Source organism: Ruegeria sp. YTSC230 (assembly GCF_059609665.1).
This window is the reverse complement of the sequence record NZ_JBXWMC010000001.1, coordinates 802,737-817,366: the sequence shown is the minus strand read 5'-3', so window position 1 is coordinate 817,366 and position 14,630 is coordinate 802,737. Positions and strand designations below refer to the sequence as shown.

At 58.0% G+C, this 14,630-nt stretch carries 11 protein-coding genes and 1 tRNA gene; 6 read left to right on the top strand and 6 right to left on the bottom strand.

The window, feature by feature from the left end; all coding sequences use genetic code 11:
• The first annotated feature begins 11 nt into the window (after nucleotides 1–11).
• Nucleotides 12–1,604 (top strand): divergent polysaccharide deacetylase family protein, encoded by a 1,593-nt coding sequence (locus AC2FD9_RS03960; RefSeq protein WP_496835476.1) that lies wholly within the window; start codon nucleotides 12–14, stop codon nucleotides 1,602–1,604.
• A 45-nt stretch (nucleotides 1,605–1,649) separates the two neighbouring features.
• Here AC2FD9_RS03960 and trpE read toward each other — a convergent pair whose 3' ends face one another.
• The 5 genes from trpE to fabI all read right to left on the bottom strand — a co-directional run bounded on the left by trpE (nucleotide 1,650) and on the right by fabI (nucleotide 7,653).
• Nucleotides 1,650–3,161 carry an anthranilate synthase component I gene (gene trpE / locus AC2FD9_RS03955; RefSeq protein ID WP_496754173.1) on the bottom strand — a complete coding sequence of 504 codons (1,512 nt, stop codon included), beginning with the start codon at nucleotides 3,159–3,161 and terminating at the stop codon, nucleotides 1,650–1,652.
• A gap of 12 nt (nucleotides 3,162–3,173) precedes the next feature.
• Complete coding sequence (locus AC2FD9_RS03950; protein WP_282118357.1) at nucleotides 3,174–5,015, bottom strand: peptidyl-prolyl cis-trans isomerase; 1,842 nt, start codon at nucleotides 5,013–5,015, stop codon at nucleotides 3,174–3,176.
• 84 nt (nucleotides 5,016–5,099) lie between these two features.
• Nucleotides 5,100–6,275 carry an aminotransferase gene (locus AC2FD9_RS03945; RefSeq protein WP_496835475.1) on the bottom strand — a complete coding sequence of 392 codons (1,176 nt, stop codon included), beginning with the start codon at nucleotides 6,273–6,275 and terminating at the stop codon, nucleotides 5,100–5,102.
• 57 nt (nucleotides 6,276–6,332) lie between these two features.
• On the bottom strand, nucleotides 6,333–6,842 hold the full coding sequence (gpt, locus tag AC2FD9_RS03940; protein WP_058271741.1) for a xanthine phosphoribosyltransferase: 510 nt from the start codon (nucleotides 6,840–6,842) through the stop codon (nucleotides 6,333–6,335).
• A gap of 4 nt (nucleotides 6,843–6,846) precedes the next feature.
• Nucleotides 6,847–7,653, bottom strand: coding sequence for an enoyl-ACP reductase FabI (gene fabI, locus AC2FD9_RS03935; protein ID WP_108858520.1), 807 nt, complete (start codon nucleotides 7,651–7,653; stop codon nucleotides 6,847–6,849).
• Between the two features lie 135 nt (nucleotides 7,654–7,788).
• Between fabI and pdxH the strand changes: the two genes are divergently transcribed.
• From pdxH to AC2FD9_RS03915, 4 genes are all read left to right on the top strand, one after another.
• Nucleotides 7,789–8,394: a pyridoxamine 5'-phosphate oxidase gene (pdxH, locus tag AC2FD9_RS03930; protein WP_109311823.1), complete on the top strand. Its 606-nt coding sequence runs from the start codon at nucleotides 7,789–7,791 to the stop codon at nucleotides 8,392–8,394.
• A gap of 142 nt (nucleotides 8,395–8,536) precedes the next feature.
• Complete coding sequence (locus tag AC2FD9_RS03925) at nucleotides 8,537–9,043, top strand: cold-shock protein (protein ID WP_369934646.1); 507 nt, start codon at nucleotides 8,537–8,539, stop codon at nucleotides 9,041–9,043.
• Between the two features lie 7 nt (nucleotides 9,044–9,050).
• Nucleotides 9,051–9,518, top strand: a complete 468-nt coding sequence (locus AC2FD9_RS03920) for a DUF192 domain-containing protein (RefSeq protein WP_472723842.1) — start codon at nucleotides 9,051–9,053, stop codon at nucleotides 9,516–9,518.
• A gap of 43 nt (nucleotides 9,519–9,561) precedes the next feature.
• Nucleotides 9,562–9,638, top strand: a tRNA-Pro gene (locus tag AC2FD9_RS03915).
• A gap of 10 nt (nucleotides 9,639–9,648) precedes the next feature.
• Here AC2FD9_RS03915 and AC2FD9_RS03910 read toward each other — a convergent pair.
• The gene (locus AC2FD9_RS03910) at nucleotides 9,649–10,083 is read right to left on the bottom strand and encodes a hypothetical protein (protein ID WP_496835473.1); all 435 of its coding nucleotides are present in this window, start codon (nucleotides 10,081–10,083) and stop codon (nucleotides 9,649–9,651) included.
• Nucleotides 10,084–10,618: 535 nt separating this feature from the next.
• Between AC2FD9_RS03910 and AC2FD9_RS03905 the strand changes: the two genes are divergently transcribed.
• Entirely contained in the window at nucleotides 10,619–14,239 is a 3,621-nt protein-coding gene (locus tag AC2FD9_RS03905) for a vitamin B12-dependent ribonucleotide reductase (RefSeq protein WP_496835471.1), read from the top strand.
• The last annotated feature ends 391 nt before the right edge of the window (nucleotides 14,240–14,630 follow it).

The following is a 14,630-nucleotide window of genomic DNA, read 5'->3' as shown; positions in this document are numbered from 1 at the left end:
AGGCAGTTAAGATGGGCGGATTTTTAGGCGGGATGATCGCAGGGGCGGTCGTTGTTGGTCTGCTTGGTGTGATACTATCCCTGAATACCCCTTTGACCCGGAAACCGGTTGTAAACGCCGAGGCCCCCGAGCCGGCACCGGCTGCGACCCCCGAGGTCAGCGCCGAAGCGGCTGAGACGGTGGCAGATGCCGATCTGGTAACCGCGGCGCCGGTGACATCTGATGCGTCCGGGGATCAAACGGACAATCTTGCCGGGCTGGCGGACGTGGAGACTGTGCCAGACTCTGAGCCGACGATCAGTGAGGTCGTCACGCAGGTCGAAGGGGTCGAAATACCTGAAACGGTTGAGGTAACCACATCAAACGAGGCTCCGGTCGTGCCGCAGTCGCCTGCGCAATTGCAGCCATTGCCCAGCACCGAAGGTGAGCCGATCATCTCGGAAACCGCGCCGGAACCGCCGGTTGCACCCAAGCAAGAAGAGACCATTGCCGAGGTTGAGCCGCAGCCCGCGCCCGAAGTCCTGGAAATACTGCCCGAGCCGGAAGTGGAACAGGTGCAGCCCGAGGTGACAGAGACCCAGCCTGAAATCGCAGAGCCGTTGCCGGAAGTCACCGAAACGGAAATCGAACCAGAACCTCAGCCCGAGCCCGAGGTCGCAGCGGTTCAACCGGAACCCGAGCCGCAGCCTGAACCCACGGCAATCGAACCCCTGGAGCCCGAGGTCGATCCGCTTGAGGACAACCCGATCGCTGTAGAAGGGGAAGAAGACCCGCAGCTTAAAAAGCTGCCACGGATCGCAGCGGTCCCACAGATTGGCGGTGAAGAAGCGGATACTGACGGTCTGACCGTTGGTAAACGAGTCGTCCCGCTGACTGAACGCGATGACGCGCCGGTTTCAGCGGACGAGCAACCCGCGATACTTCTGCCCGGTAAGCCAATTGATGCCTATGCCGCCAAATTCGAAAACCCCGAAGCCAAACCGCTTATGTCGATCATTCTGATTGATGATGAAGGGGCCTTTGGGGCAGAGGCGTTGAAGGACTTCCCATACCCATTGAGCTTTGCTGTCAGCCCGTCTGACCCCGATGCGGCCGAAAAAATGGCCCGCCATCGCGCAGCGGGTTTCGAGGTTCTGGCCCTTGCCGACTTGCCCAAGGCGGCCAGCGCACAAGATGCTGAGGTTTCGATGGCTGTGTGGCTGGACACTCTGCCGGAAACCGTTGGTATTCTGGAAGGCGTGGGAACCGGCATTCAGGGCAATCGCAAATTGGCCGATCAGGTGGCCGCAATTGCCGGTGATACCGGGCGCGGGCTTATCACCCAGGATAATGGCCTGAACACTGTCCAGAAACTGGCCGCTCGCAATGGCATCCCTTCCGGAGTCATCTTTCGCGACATCGACGGTGCCCGCCAGGACCCCACGATCATGCGACGTTTCTTGGATCAGGCGGCATTCCGGGCTGGTCAGCAGGGAACTGTCGTCATGTTGGGACGGCTGCGCCCGGACACGATCTCGGCCCTGTTGCTATGGGGGCTGGAAGATCGCGGTGGCCGCGTGGCCATGGCCCCGATTTCAGCGGTCATGACGCAAGAAGCTCAGTAAGGCTGAAGATGAAAAACGGCTGACCATGAGGTCAGCCGCTATTCTTTAAGAGTTGCCAGAGCCGGTGAATCGGGCCGCGTCTGCAGCCGCACGCCGAATGGCGTTCGATTTGTGGACGGTTTCCATGAATTCGGCCTCGGGGTCGCTGTCATAGACCACGCCTCCGCCTGCCTGAATATAAAGATTCTGGTCTTTCACGATGGCCGTACGCAGGGCGATACACATATCCATGTCGCCGCCAGCACTGAAATACCCCACACCACCGCCGTAAACGCCGCGCTTTTCGGGCTCGAGCTCGTCGATGATCTCCATTGCACGAACCTTTGGCGCGCCTGAAACGGTGCCTGCAGGCATTCCGGCAAAGAAGGCATCCAGTGCGTCTTTGTCTTCGGCCAACTCACCAACAACGTTGGAGACGATGTGCATCACGTGGCTGTAGCGTTCGATGATGAACTCTTCGGTAGGGCGCACAGTGCCGATCTTTGCGACACGACCGGTGTCGTTGCGGCCCAGATCCAGCAGCATCAGATGTTCTGCCAACTCTTTCTTGTCGGCCAGCAGATCAACCTCGTTGGCCTTATCCTCTTCGGGGGTCGCGCCGCGCGGGCGAGTGCCGGCGATGGGGCGGATCGTGACCTCATCTCCGAAAACGCGGACCAGAATCTCGGGGCTTGCGCCCACGACCTGAAAGCCGCCGAAGTTGAAATAGAACATGAAGGGCGACGGGTTCGTGCGCCGAAGCGAACGATAGAGCGCGAAAGGAGGTTGCGGAAAGTCCTGAGTCCAGCGCTGTGCCGGAACAACCTGAAAGATGTCGCCCGCGCGGATGTATTCCTTGGCCTTTTCGACCGCTTCCAAATACCCGGATTTGGTGAAATTCGACACCGGTGCCGCGACCTCGGACGCATCGCCAAGATCGCGAGTTTCGGCGGGCATGGCGCGTTCCAGATCGCGTACTGCGTCCATAACACGTTCTGCGGCCTGTGCATAAGCAGCCTTGGCCGATTGCCCTTCGCTGACCCATGCGGGCGACACAACCGTGACCTCGCCCTTGACGCCGTCCAGCACAGCAATGACCGAGGGTCTGAGCATGATGGCATCAGGCAGGCCGAGCGGATCAGGGTTCACATCAGGCAGGTATTCCACCAGCCGCACCATGTCATAGCCGAGATAGCCAAACAGCCCGGCTGCGGCTTGGGGTAGGTCGTCCGGCAGGTCGATCTTACTTTCCGCCAGCAGCGCCCGCAGGTTATCCATCGGGTTGCCCGTTTCGGGCGAGAACGCATCGGGGTCGAACCGGGCCGAACGGTTCAGCGCGGACGTCTCGCCTTGGCAGCGCCAGATCAGGTCCGGCTTCATCCCGATGATCGAATAGCGGCCACGAACCTCACCACCGGTAACCGATTCCAACATGAACGCGTCTTTCTGCGCGCCTGTCAGCTTGAGCATCAAGGAAACCGGCGTGTCCAGATCAGCGGCTAAGCGTGTGTAGACAACCTGATTCTCGCCTGCCTCATAGGCGCGGGCGAAGCGGTCAAAGTCGGGGGTCAGCGCCATATTCAGTCTCTTTTAATAGCTCGCCTGAACAGCATTCAGGGCCTGCTGATCTACGACGGGACGGGCACGGACCTGTGCATCGCGGACAAACGCATCAAAGATGTTCTGTGCCAAAGCCTGATCCAGCTGCGCGGTAAGGGCCGCTTGGACCTGACGCAGCTCATCTGTTTCGGCAGGTGGCAACAGTTCATCCAGACGCACGATAAACGCGGTTCCGGCACCGGGAATGACGCGCAGGTCACCTTGCTCCATTTCAAAGACCTGAGTCATGAAGTCTGCAGGTACATCTTCCAAAAAGGCCGTGCGGGTCAGGGCGTTTTCGACGCGGAACGGCAATCCGGTAGCCGTAAACTCACCATCGGTCTGCACCTGCTCCAGAACAGCATTTGCCTGTTCTTCCAGCGCCTTGTTGGTTTCGGCCTGGGTCCAGGCGGCAACAACGCGGTCACGCGCAGAATCAATCGGTTCCGGCCGGGGTTCGAGAACCTCGTTCAGACGCAGAGCAAAGATCGAGCCGTCCTCGAGGAACGCAACCTCGGGGAAGTCGCCGTCCTGTACGGCTTCGGCCGCGCTGCGGAACCCGTCATAGGCGGCCACGCCTTCACCGGTTTGCGCGCTCCAGTCGATTTGGCCCAACTCCATTTCGGTCTCGGAGGTCAGTTCTTCCAAAGTCGCGCCACCGGCCAGCAGGTCATTGATATCCTCGGCCTGCGCCTCAATCTGGCGGCGGGCGCGATCGGCTGCCAATTCCTCGCGCAGGGCAGGGGCGGCATCTTCAAACGACGTGTTGTTTTCGGCAAGCGAGCCATTGATGCGGAACAGCGCCGGTCCGAAGGTGGAAGGCAGCGGGCCGACAACAGCGTCCAGATCGGCAGCAAAGACACCATCGGCTGCTTCGCCCAGATCCTCGCGGGTGACGTCGCCAAGGTCGATATCGCTGAGCTCAAGTTGGCGATCCCGAACCAGTTGTTCGAAGGTTGCTCCGCCGACCTCTAGCTGAGCCATGGCAGTTTGTGCTGCTTCTTGATCCGGAAAGGTCAGGCGTTCAACTAGGCGACGCTCGGGCTGTTGGAATTCAGTTGCGCGCTGTTCGTACAAACGCTTTACCGAATCCTCGTCGACTTCCACGTCGTCGAGCAGCATTTCGGGTGACAGGATCGCATACGTCAGCTTTTTGGTGCGCGGCAGGGCGAACAGCTCGGTGTTCTCATCATAAAACGTTTGGACCTGCTCGTCGGTCGGGGCGGCAACAGGTGCGGGCAGGGCGTCAGGCGCCAAAGTTGCGACGGTAAAGCTGCGGCGGGCACCAACGTAGTCGGTCAACACCTGCGTGAGGGTTTCGGGCATCTTCACACCGCTAACCACGGCACTCTGCACGATTGTGCGGGATGTTTCCTTGCGCAGGTCCGATTCGAACTCGGTGTCTGACATGCCGACCTGTTCCAGTTGGAACTGATACGCGTCGCGGTCAAATGTGCCGTTGACGCCCTGAAAAGCCGGAATCGCAACAATTTCTTCCTGCAGGTTCTCATCACCGATCGAGATACCCAACAAACCGACCTCATTGTCCAGCGCTGCTAAAGCCGTCAGGCGCGACAAGGCAAGACGATCCAGACCAAATTCAATGGCCTGCGACATTTGCAAAGGCTGGCCTGTCTGTTGTTCAACCGCGCGAATTTCGCGCTGCAGCTCGCGGACATAGTCATCAACCGAGATATCCTCATTCCCGACTTGGGCCACCGAACGCACGGTGCCAGAGAGGCTGGTTGCGCCAAACCCTGCAAGTCCGAGCATCAAAAGGCCCATGAGAATCCAGACAAAGGTCTTTGATAACTTTTTTACGCCTGCGGCCATTGTGCCCTCTTCGTGCTTTTGTCGGCAGGTAACTGCCCTGTCGGTTGCGGCCCTGAATACGACGCGCACCGTCGGGGAGCAAGCTCAGAAGGACAGAGCAGCCAGCCGTTCGAACAATTGCCCCAATCCGGCGCGGTCCAGATTGGCAAATGCGATACGAACCTGACGTTTTCCGGCCGCATCATTTTCGGGCATGAACATTGTGCCGGGCAGCAGCAGGATGCCGGCCTCGGGGACCAGTCGTTGGGCCAGTTCGTCCGATGGGATATCGAACGGGTGTTCGAAATAGGCGAAATAAGCGCCCAGACCCAGCAGCCGCCAACCCTTGTCCGTCAGGCTTGGCAACAGCTCGGCAATTGCGGCGCGGCGGTCGAGGATCTCATCCCGTTCACCTGCCAGCCATTGCGACAGGTTCTGCATTCCCCAAAGGGCTGCGTGCTGGCCAATCTGGCTTGGGCAGATGGCGACTGTGTCCAAAAACTTTTCAATCTCGGATAGCAGGTCAGTGCCGGTCGCAATCGCGCCGACACGGTGGCCGGTCAGCCTGTATGCTTTGGAAAAGGAATAGAGGTGGATCAGGGTTTGATCCCAGTCAGGCTGGGCGAACAGGTCATGCGGTGGGCCGCTGCGGCTGTCGAAGTCCCGATATGTTTCGTCCACGATCAGCCGGATGCCGACCTCTTGCGCAAGATCAAAGAATGCGCGCACCAAAGGGGCAGGGTATTCCACTCCGCCGGGATTGTTCGGGGTCACCAGAACGATAGCGCGGGTTTTGTCAGTGATCAGAGCACGGGCTGCGTCCGGATCGGGCAGCAGAGCGTCATCGGTTGGCAGATCCACGGTTCGGACGCCTGCCATGTCCAGCCACATCTTGTGATTAAAGTACCAGGGCGTTGGAACAATCACCTCGTCATCCTGATCGGTGATCGCTGTGACCGCAGCCGCAAATGCCTGATTGCAGCCCGAGGTGATTGCCACCTGATCGCTGGACACCAGCGTGTCATAATGCGACCCGATCTGAAGGGCGAGTTCAGATCGCAGGGCAGGATTGCCCAGAACCGGCCCGTAAAGATGGGCGCTGTCTTCGGTCACGGCAAAGCTAGCAATCGCTTCGCGCAACGCCAGGGGCGGTGGATCGACCGGGGCCGCCTGGCTGACGTTGATCAGGGGACGGTCATCAGGAAACTCCACCCCCTCCAACCAGCGCCGCGCCTCCATGACCGGAGGGGCAAATGTCGCGGTGGTACGGGACTGGGTCATGACGGGCCTGTCCTTTGTAAGGCTTTGCCTCACTCTTTGTGGGTTGAGAGGGTTCTTTTAGTCGGTCCCGCGGTAGGGCTCGACATATTGCAGGGCCATATCCCAAGGGAAAAAGATCCAGGTGTCCTGGCTGACCTCGGTGATGAACGTGTCCACCATCGGACGACCCTTGGGCTTGGCGTAAACTGTCGCGAAATGCGCCTTGGGGTACATTGCGCGCACCAGCTCCAGCGTTTTGCCGCTGTCGACCAGATCGTCGATGATCAGAATACCTTCGCCGTCGCGCATCAGCTGGGCATCGGGGGCTTTCAACACCTCGGCTTCGCCTTGGTCCTGATGGTGGTACGAGCGCACGCTGACTGTGTCGACGGTGCGAATGTCCAGCTCGCGGCTGACGATCATCGCAGGCGCCATACCGCCACGGGTGATGGCCACAACAGCGCGCCATGCGCCGTCATCCGGGCCTTGCCCGTCCAGACGCCAGGCCAAGGCGCGGGAATCACGGTGGATCTGATCCCAGCTGATGTGAAACCCTTTTTCGTGGGGCAGGCGATCCTTGGCGCTCATGTCATTAACCCTTTTCGACGTCAGGTGCGTCGACGGCTTTCATGCCGACAATGTGATAACCCGAATCCACGTGCAGGTTTTCTCCTGTTACACCGCTGCTGAGGTCCGACAGCAGATACAGTGCCGATTTACCAACATCATCGATGGTCACGTTGCGACGCAGGGGCGAGTTATACTCGTTCCATTTCATAATATAGCGGAAGTCGCCGATGCCGCTGGCGGCCAGCGTCTTGATCGGACCGGCCGAGATCGAGTTCACGCGGATACCGTCCTTGCCCAAATCCTCGGCCAGATATTTGACCGATGCCTCAAGTGCAGCTTTGGCGACACCCATCACATTATAATGCGGCATCACCTGCTCAGCACCGTAATAGGTCAGGGTGACTGCGCTGCCGCCTTCGGACATCATCTTTTCGGCCCGTTGCATCACAGCGGTAAAGGAATAGACCGACACGTCCATGGTCAGTTTGAAGTTCGCGCGCGACGTGTCGACGTAGCGGCCCCGCAGTTCGTTCTTGTCCGAAAAACCGATGGCGTGAACAACAAAGTCCAGCTTGCCCCATTTCTCTTCCAGAGATGTGAACAGCGCATCAATCGATTCTTCGTCACTGACGTCGCAGGGCAGAACAATTTCACTGCCAAGTTGTGCCGCCAGTGGATCAACGCGTTTCTTAAGTGCGTCGCCTTGATAAGAAAAAGCCAGCTCTGCTCCGGATTCGGACAAGGCACGGGCTATTCCCCATGCGATTGATTTATCATTGGCCAGTCCCATGATGAGGCCGCGTTTGCCGGCCATCAACTGATTTGACATGTTTGGTTCTCCGCCTGTCTTCGCGTTATGTTGGGATGGTTTATGCCATTGGGTGCGCTGCATCAAGGCCGCGCGCTCTTGCCCGTGGCGGGTTCTCGCCCTAGGGTGGGCTTTATTAGTTTCCAGGGGATGGGAATGAGCGAACGTAGCGGCATATTTGCCGGCACCGATCCGTTTGAAATAGCGGGGCGGTGGCTGGCTGAGGCCAAAGAGAATGAACCGAACGATCCGGACGCTATTGCTTTGGCGACCGTCGATTCGGACGGTATGCCGAATGTGCGAATGGTTCTTCTGAAAGAGATCGAACCGGCAGCTTTTGTGTTCTACACCAACTACGAAAGTGCCAAGGCGGCCGAGTTGGACGGCGCTGGAAAAGCTGCTTTTGTGATGCATTGGAAATCTCTGCGGCGGCAAATCCGAGTTCGTGGTACAATAACCAGAGAAAGCGGGCCGCAGGCGGATGAGTATTATGCGTCCCGCTCGCTAAAAAGCCGATTGGGGGCCTGGGCGTCCAAGCAGTCTCAGCCTCTCAGCAGTCGCTCGGTTCTGATGGCCGAGGTGGCCAAGGTGACGGCCAAGTTGGGCCCGAACCCGCCACGCCCGCCGTTTTGGGGCGGCTATCGGCTGGTGCCAACCGAAATCGAATTCTGGGCCGATGGGGCCTTTCGGTTGCACGACAGGTTCCGATGGCAGCGGGATCAAGTGGGTTCCGACTGGCAGATACAGAGGTTAAATCCATGACGTTCGCGTATCGTGAAATGCAAGAAGCCGAAAACAAAAGGTTTTTTCAGCTTGAATTTGCGAGCCATTCCCATACACATCGGACCCTTAACGAAATGACAATTTTCGCGATGGGAACGCCGTGCCAGAAGATCTGAACAACATGTACCGCGTCCGTGGACACGTGAAATGGTTTGACCCTGCAAAGGGCTTCGGATTTGTTGTGTCTGATGAGGGCGGTCCGGATATTTTGTTGCACGTCAATGTGTTGCGCAACTTCGGCCAAAGTTCGGTCGCAGATGGTGCGGGCATAGAAATCATGACCCATCGCACGGACCGTGGTGTTCAGGCGGTCGAGGTCATCAGTGTCGATCCGCCCGCGCGGACGGACACGATGATGCTGGCTGATTTTGCCGAGCTTGATCCGGTTGAGATCGCCGCTGCCCCGCTAGAGGCCGCGCGAGTCAAATGGTTCGACAAAGGCAAAGGCTTTGGGTTCGCCAATGTTTTTGGCCGTGGTGAAGATGTGTTCCTGCATATCGAAGTTCTGCGCCGCTCTGGTCTGTCGGATCTGCAGCCGGGCGAGGCCCTCGCGATGCGTGTCATCAGTGGCAAGCGTGGACGTATGGCGGCTCAGGTACTGGCCTGGGAAGCTGCTTTGGACGACTGAGTGTTTCATGCCTAAGTTTTTTTCGGGTCTTTTAGCGGTTTTGTTGCTTTGGTCCGGGATGACCTGGGCTGCGTGTAAGCCTGATCAGATCGACATCAAGAACGACTCGGCGCAGATCCGTTTCAATATCGAATTGGCGATTAGTCCGCAGGATCGGTCGCGTGGATTGATGTTCCGCGAGTCGCTGCCAAACCGTTCGGGCATGCTGTTCGTTTTTGACCCGCCGCAGCCCGTGGTGTTCTGGATGAAGAACACGCTGATTCCCCTGGACATCATTTTCCTCGATCGGGCCGGTACGGTAACGCATGTCCACCAAGGTGCGATTCCCGGTGATCTGACGCCAATCGAGGGTGGCGATTCCGTCTTTGCGGTTCTCGAAATCAACGCCGGACTGGCCGCGCGCTACTCGATTAAGCCCGGAACCGTCATGCGGCACGAAATTTTTTCGCAAGGTCCTGCAATTTGGTCCTGTTAGGGCTTTTCAAATCAGATTGGCATGGTTAGGAAGGCGCACGGTTCGGGGCGTGGCGCAGTCTGGTAGCGCACCTGTTTTGGGTACAGGGGGTCGTAGGTTCGAATCCTGCCGCCCCGACCACTTCTTTCACTTATGTTGGTGATCCACCCAACGCTTGGTAAAGCGCGCCAAGCGCCTTATCCAGCGTTTCGCTTTCCACTGGTACTTTGACCGACGGGCCGCTTTTGCGTGGGACGTTGAAATACAGCTCGGCATCGACACGGTAGCCCGAGTTGTTCTTGATCGTTGTCAGCCGCATCACGCTTTTGGGCAGATCCTGAGGGTAACCGTCATAGTTGAGAATCAGAAAAGCGGTCATGTCCGGAGGTAGAAGTTCGGTGCATTCGAAAACCCGATTCCCGGTACTTTCAAAGCGTTCACCCGGGCCGTCGCAGCTTATCTTGAACGTGTCGAACAGCCTTTTGGGGAAATCATCGAACTGGGCGCTGCGTGCCGGAGGGCGCACATCTTGTGGTGTGCAGGCCACGATCAGGGCCAGAATCGGAAGTAAACGTAACAACGACATCTGTCCGCTCCCCTTTGTGTGATCGCGCCTGGCTGTTTACCCAGCGCCGCGGATCAAAATGACCGCTTCGTGATTCTCATCCAACTTAGACATCTTAGCGTTAGATTATCAAATTCCGATAACTGTGCCGGGAAACACAGTTAATTAACCTGCGGGTTTTTGAAATCGCTGCGTGTACCCGGTGGATGAACCTGTGGAGGAATCAGAACAGGGTGTCCGGATGCAAGTTGTCAGAAATGGGTCAACACAAAAGATATCAAAAATGACTTAAAAATGGCGTTGACGATCTATGGGTCGATACGCCAAGTTGTATGGGCCGGAAGGGTTGCCACAAAATCTGGTATCAAAGCTAGAATAGGGCACAGGGCGAGGGTCGGAAAGCACATCATAGTAACGTGCAACCGTTTGATCGGTTTTGCGCTGCAGAATGCAGCGGCTGGTCTATTGCGCCCAATTTTATACGGCATGGCGATCGGTCCGCGTCTTGAGGACCTGACGCTGAAAGACAAGTTGATTGAATCTAGGGCGTGCGGACATGAAGATTGACAGGAAATTTACGAAACCGGGGCAGGACGCTTATGCGGAACTGGACTTTGTCTCAGCGACGTCTGAGATCCGAAACCCCGATGGCACCATCGTTTTTCGCCTAGACAACATCGAAGTGCCCACGCGTTGGAGCCAGGTTGCCAGCGACGTCATCGCGCAGAAGTATTTCCGTAAGGCGGGCGTGCCGACTAAGCTGAAGAAAGTAAAAGAGAAAGACGTCCCCGAATTTCTGTGGCGCTCGGTCCCGGCCGATGACGCGGAGTTCGATGGTGAGACGTCTTCAAAGCAGGTTTTTGACCGCCTGGCGGGCGCCTGGGCCTATTGGGGCTGGAAGGGAGGTTACTTCTCGACGGAAGAGGATGCGCGCGCCTACTTTGATGAAATGCGCTATATGCTGGCGACCCAGCGCGCCGCGCCGAACAGCCCACAGTGGTTCAACACCGGTCTGCACTGGGCATATGGAATCGACGGTCCCGCGCAAGGTCACCACTACGTCGACTACAAGACCGGCAAGCTGACCAAATCGAAATCCGCGTATGAACATCCGCAGCCGCACGCGTGCTTCATCCAGTCTGTCGACGATGATCTGGTGAACGAAGGCGGCATCATGGATCTGTGGGTGCGCGAGGCGCGCCTGTTCAAATACGGCTCGGGTACCGGGACTAACTTTAGCCATCTGCGCGCAGAAGGCGAGGCGCTGTCGGGTGGCGGCAAGTCTTCAGGCCTTATGGGCTTTCTCAAGATCGGCGACCGCGCCGCTGGCGCGATCAAATCAGGCGGAACAACCCGTCGAGCAGCAAAGATGGTAATCGTCGATGCTGATCACCCTGACATCGAGAAATTCATCGAGTGGAAGGTGATCGAAGAGCAGAAGGTGGCCTCGATCGTAGCCGGATCGAAGATGCACGAGAAGATGCTGAACGGCATTTTCGAGGCCATCCGCACATGGGACGGCGCGCAAGACGACGCGTATGATCCCAAGAAGAATGACGCCCTGAAGGACGCGGTTCGCGAAGCCAAAAAGGTCGCGATCCCAGAAACTTACATCAAGCGCGTTCTGGACTATGCCAAGCAGGGTCACGACAGCATTGAGTTCCCGACTTACGATACGGACTGGGATTCGGAAGCCTATAGCTCAGTCTCGGGTCAGAACTCGAACAACTCGATCCGCGTGACCAATGCATTTCTGACCGCAGTTGAGAAAGATGCCGATTGGGAACTGATCAACCGCACCGATGGCAAAGTTGCCAAGACCGTCAAGGCACGCGACCTTTGGGAAAAAGTCGGCCACGCCGCATGGGCTTGTGCCGATCCCGGCATTCAGTTCCACGACACCGTCAATGAATGGCACACATGCCCCAAAGATGGTGAGATTCGCGGTTCGAACCCGTGCTCGGAATACATGTTCCTTGATGACACGGCTTGTAACCTGGCGTCGATGAACCTGCTGACCTTCCTCAAGGATGGTGAGTTCCAGGCGGAAGACTACATGCACGCTTCGCGCCTGTGGACCCTGACGCTGGAAATCTCGGTCACGATGGCGCAGTTCCCATCCAAGGAAATCGCGCAACTGTCCTATGATTTCCGCACCTTGGGTCTGGGCTATGCCAACATCGGCGGTCTGCTGATGAACATGGGTTACAGCTACGACTCGGATGAGGGTCGGGCGATCTGTGGCGCACTGACCGCGATCATGACCGGTGTGGCCTATGCCACCTCGGCCGAGATTGCCGGAGAGCTTGGACCCTTCAAAGGCTATGAGCGCAACGCAGACAACATGCTGCGCGTCATCCGCAACCACCGCCGTGCCTCGCAAGGTGTGACCGATGGGTATGAGAAACTGGCCGTGAAGCCGGTGCCTCTGGACCATGGCAACTGCCCGGACAAGCGTCTGGTCGATCTGGCGATGTCGGCTTGGGACGAGGCGCTGAGCCTTGGCGAAAAGAACGGCTATCGTAACGCGCAAGCCACGGTGATCGCGCCCACCGGCACCATTGGTCTGGTGATGGATTGCGACACGACCGGGATTGAGCCGGATTTTGCTCTGGTGAAGTTCAAAAAGCTCGCGGGTGGCGGTTACTTCAAGATTATCAACCGCTCGGTGCCGTCGGCGCTGGAAAAGCAGGGCTATTCCTCGTCTCAGATTGAAGAGATCGTGGGTTACGCGGTTGGTCACGGCACCATCGGCAACGCGCCGGGGATCAACCACACCTCGCTGACCGGTCACGGGTTTGGCCCAAATGAGCTGGCCAAGGTGGATGCCGCACTGGAAAGCGCCTTTGATATCCGGTTCGTCTTCAACCAGTGGACACTGGGCGAGGATTTCTGCACCGGCGTTCTGGGCATCCCGGCGACCAAGCTAAATGATCCGACCTTCGATCTGCTGCGCCATCTGGGCTTTACCAAGGCGGATATCGACGCGGCCAACGACCATGTCTGCGGAACCATGACGCTGGAAGGCGCGCCGCACCTGAAGGAAGAGCACTATTCGATCTTCGACTGCGCCAACCCGTGCGGCAAGAAAGGTAAGCGTTTCCTTGGGGTTGATAGCCACATCACCATGATGGCCGCGGCCCAAAGCTTCATCTCGGGTGCTATCAGCAAAACGATCAACATGCCGAATGACGCGACCATCGAGGATTGCCAGAAGGCTTATGAGCTCAGCTGGTCGCTCGGTGTGAAGGCCAATGCACTGTATCGTGACGGTTCGAAACTGTCGCAGCCGCTGGCAGCCGCACTGGTCGAGGATGACGACGAGGCGGCAGAGGTGCTGGAGAGCGGTACTGCCCATGAAAAAGCCGTCGTTCTCGCCGAAAAGGTTATTGAGAAGGTCGTCGTCAAGGAAATCATCCGCAGCCATCGTGAGAAACTGCCGCATCGCCGCAAGGGTTACACCCAGAAAGCGATCGTCGGTGGCCACAAGGTCTATCTGCGAACAGGTGAGTTCGAAGACGGTAAGCTGGGCGAGATCTTCATCGACATGCATAAGGAAGGCGCTGGCTTCCGGGCGATGATGAACAACTTTGCCATCGCAGTGTCGGTTGGCCTGCAATACGGTGTGCCGCTGGAAGAATTCGTCGACGCCTTTACCTTCACCAAGTTTGAACCGGCGGGAATGGTGCAGGGCAACGACTCGATCAAGAACGCGACCTCGATCCTGGATTACATCTTCCGCGAACTGGCCGTGTCTTATCTGGATCGCACCGATCTGGCCCATGTGAAACCCGAAGGCGCAACCTTCGACGATCTGGGCCGCGGCGAAGAAGACGGACTGTCCAACGTATCAGAAATCAGTGACAGCGCCGCGTCCAAGTCCTTGGAGGTGTTGAAACAAATCAGCTCGACCGGATATCTGCGCAAACGTCTGCCGCAGGATCTGGTGGTGTTCAACAGCGGCCAACCGGAAGTGAACGGCATGGCAGAACCGGCCGCGCAATTTGAAGCTCCGGTTGCGGAAACTGCCGTTGCCACGGGGATGGACGCACGGACCAAGGCCAAGATGCAGGGGTACGAGGGCGATCCTTGCGGCGAATGCGGAAATTACACGCTGGTGCGCAATGGCACCTGCATGAAGTGCAACACCTGCGGGGCGACCAGCGGGTGTAGCTAAGGAAAACGCCCCGTCAGGCGGGGTGTAGGGATCAGGGTTTCCCCTCGGACGTCCGATCCCGACGAACACGGAGCAAGGCGTTGAGACTTACCAAATACGCCTTGGTCCACTCGGTCGACATGCCCGTGTCGACCGGGAACAGGGTGGGGCGGAATATTTGCTCTTTCCCACTCTCTCACGGGACGGGTGCGCTCGTCCCATGCGACGTCCAGGCCGCAGGCAAACAAAACACCGGGCGGTCAACGAATGGAGCCTGGATGGCGAAACTGACAGGGGGCTTCGGCCCCCTTTCTTTTTGCCCCCCGAGTCGGTGATTTAGGCAGGGCCTTGCCGGAACGGCACAGGCGCATCGGGCAAGAACCGCCGAAACGTGGATTGTACGTTTCGCCCA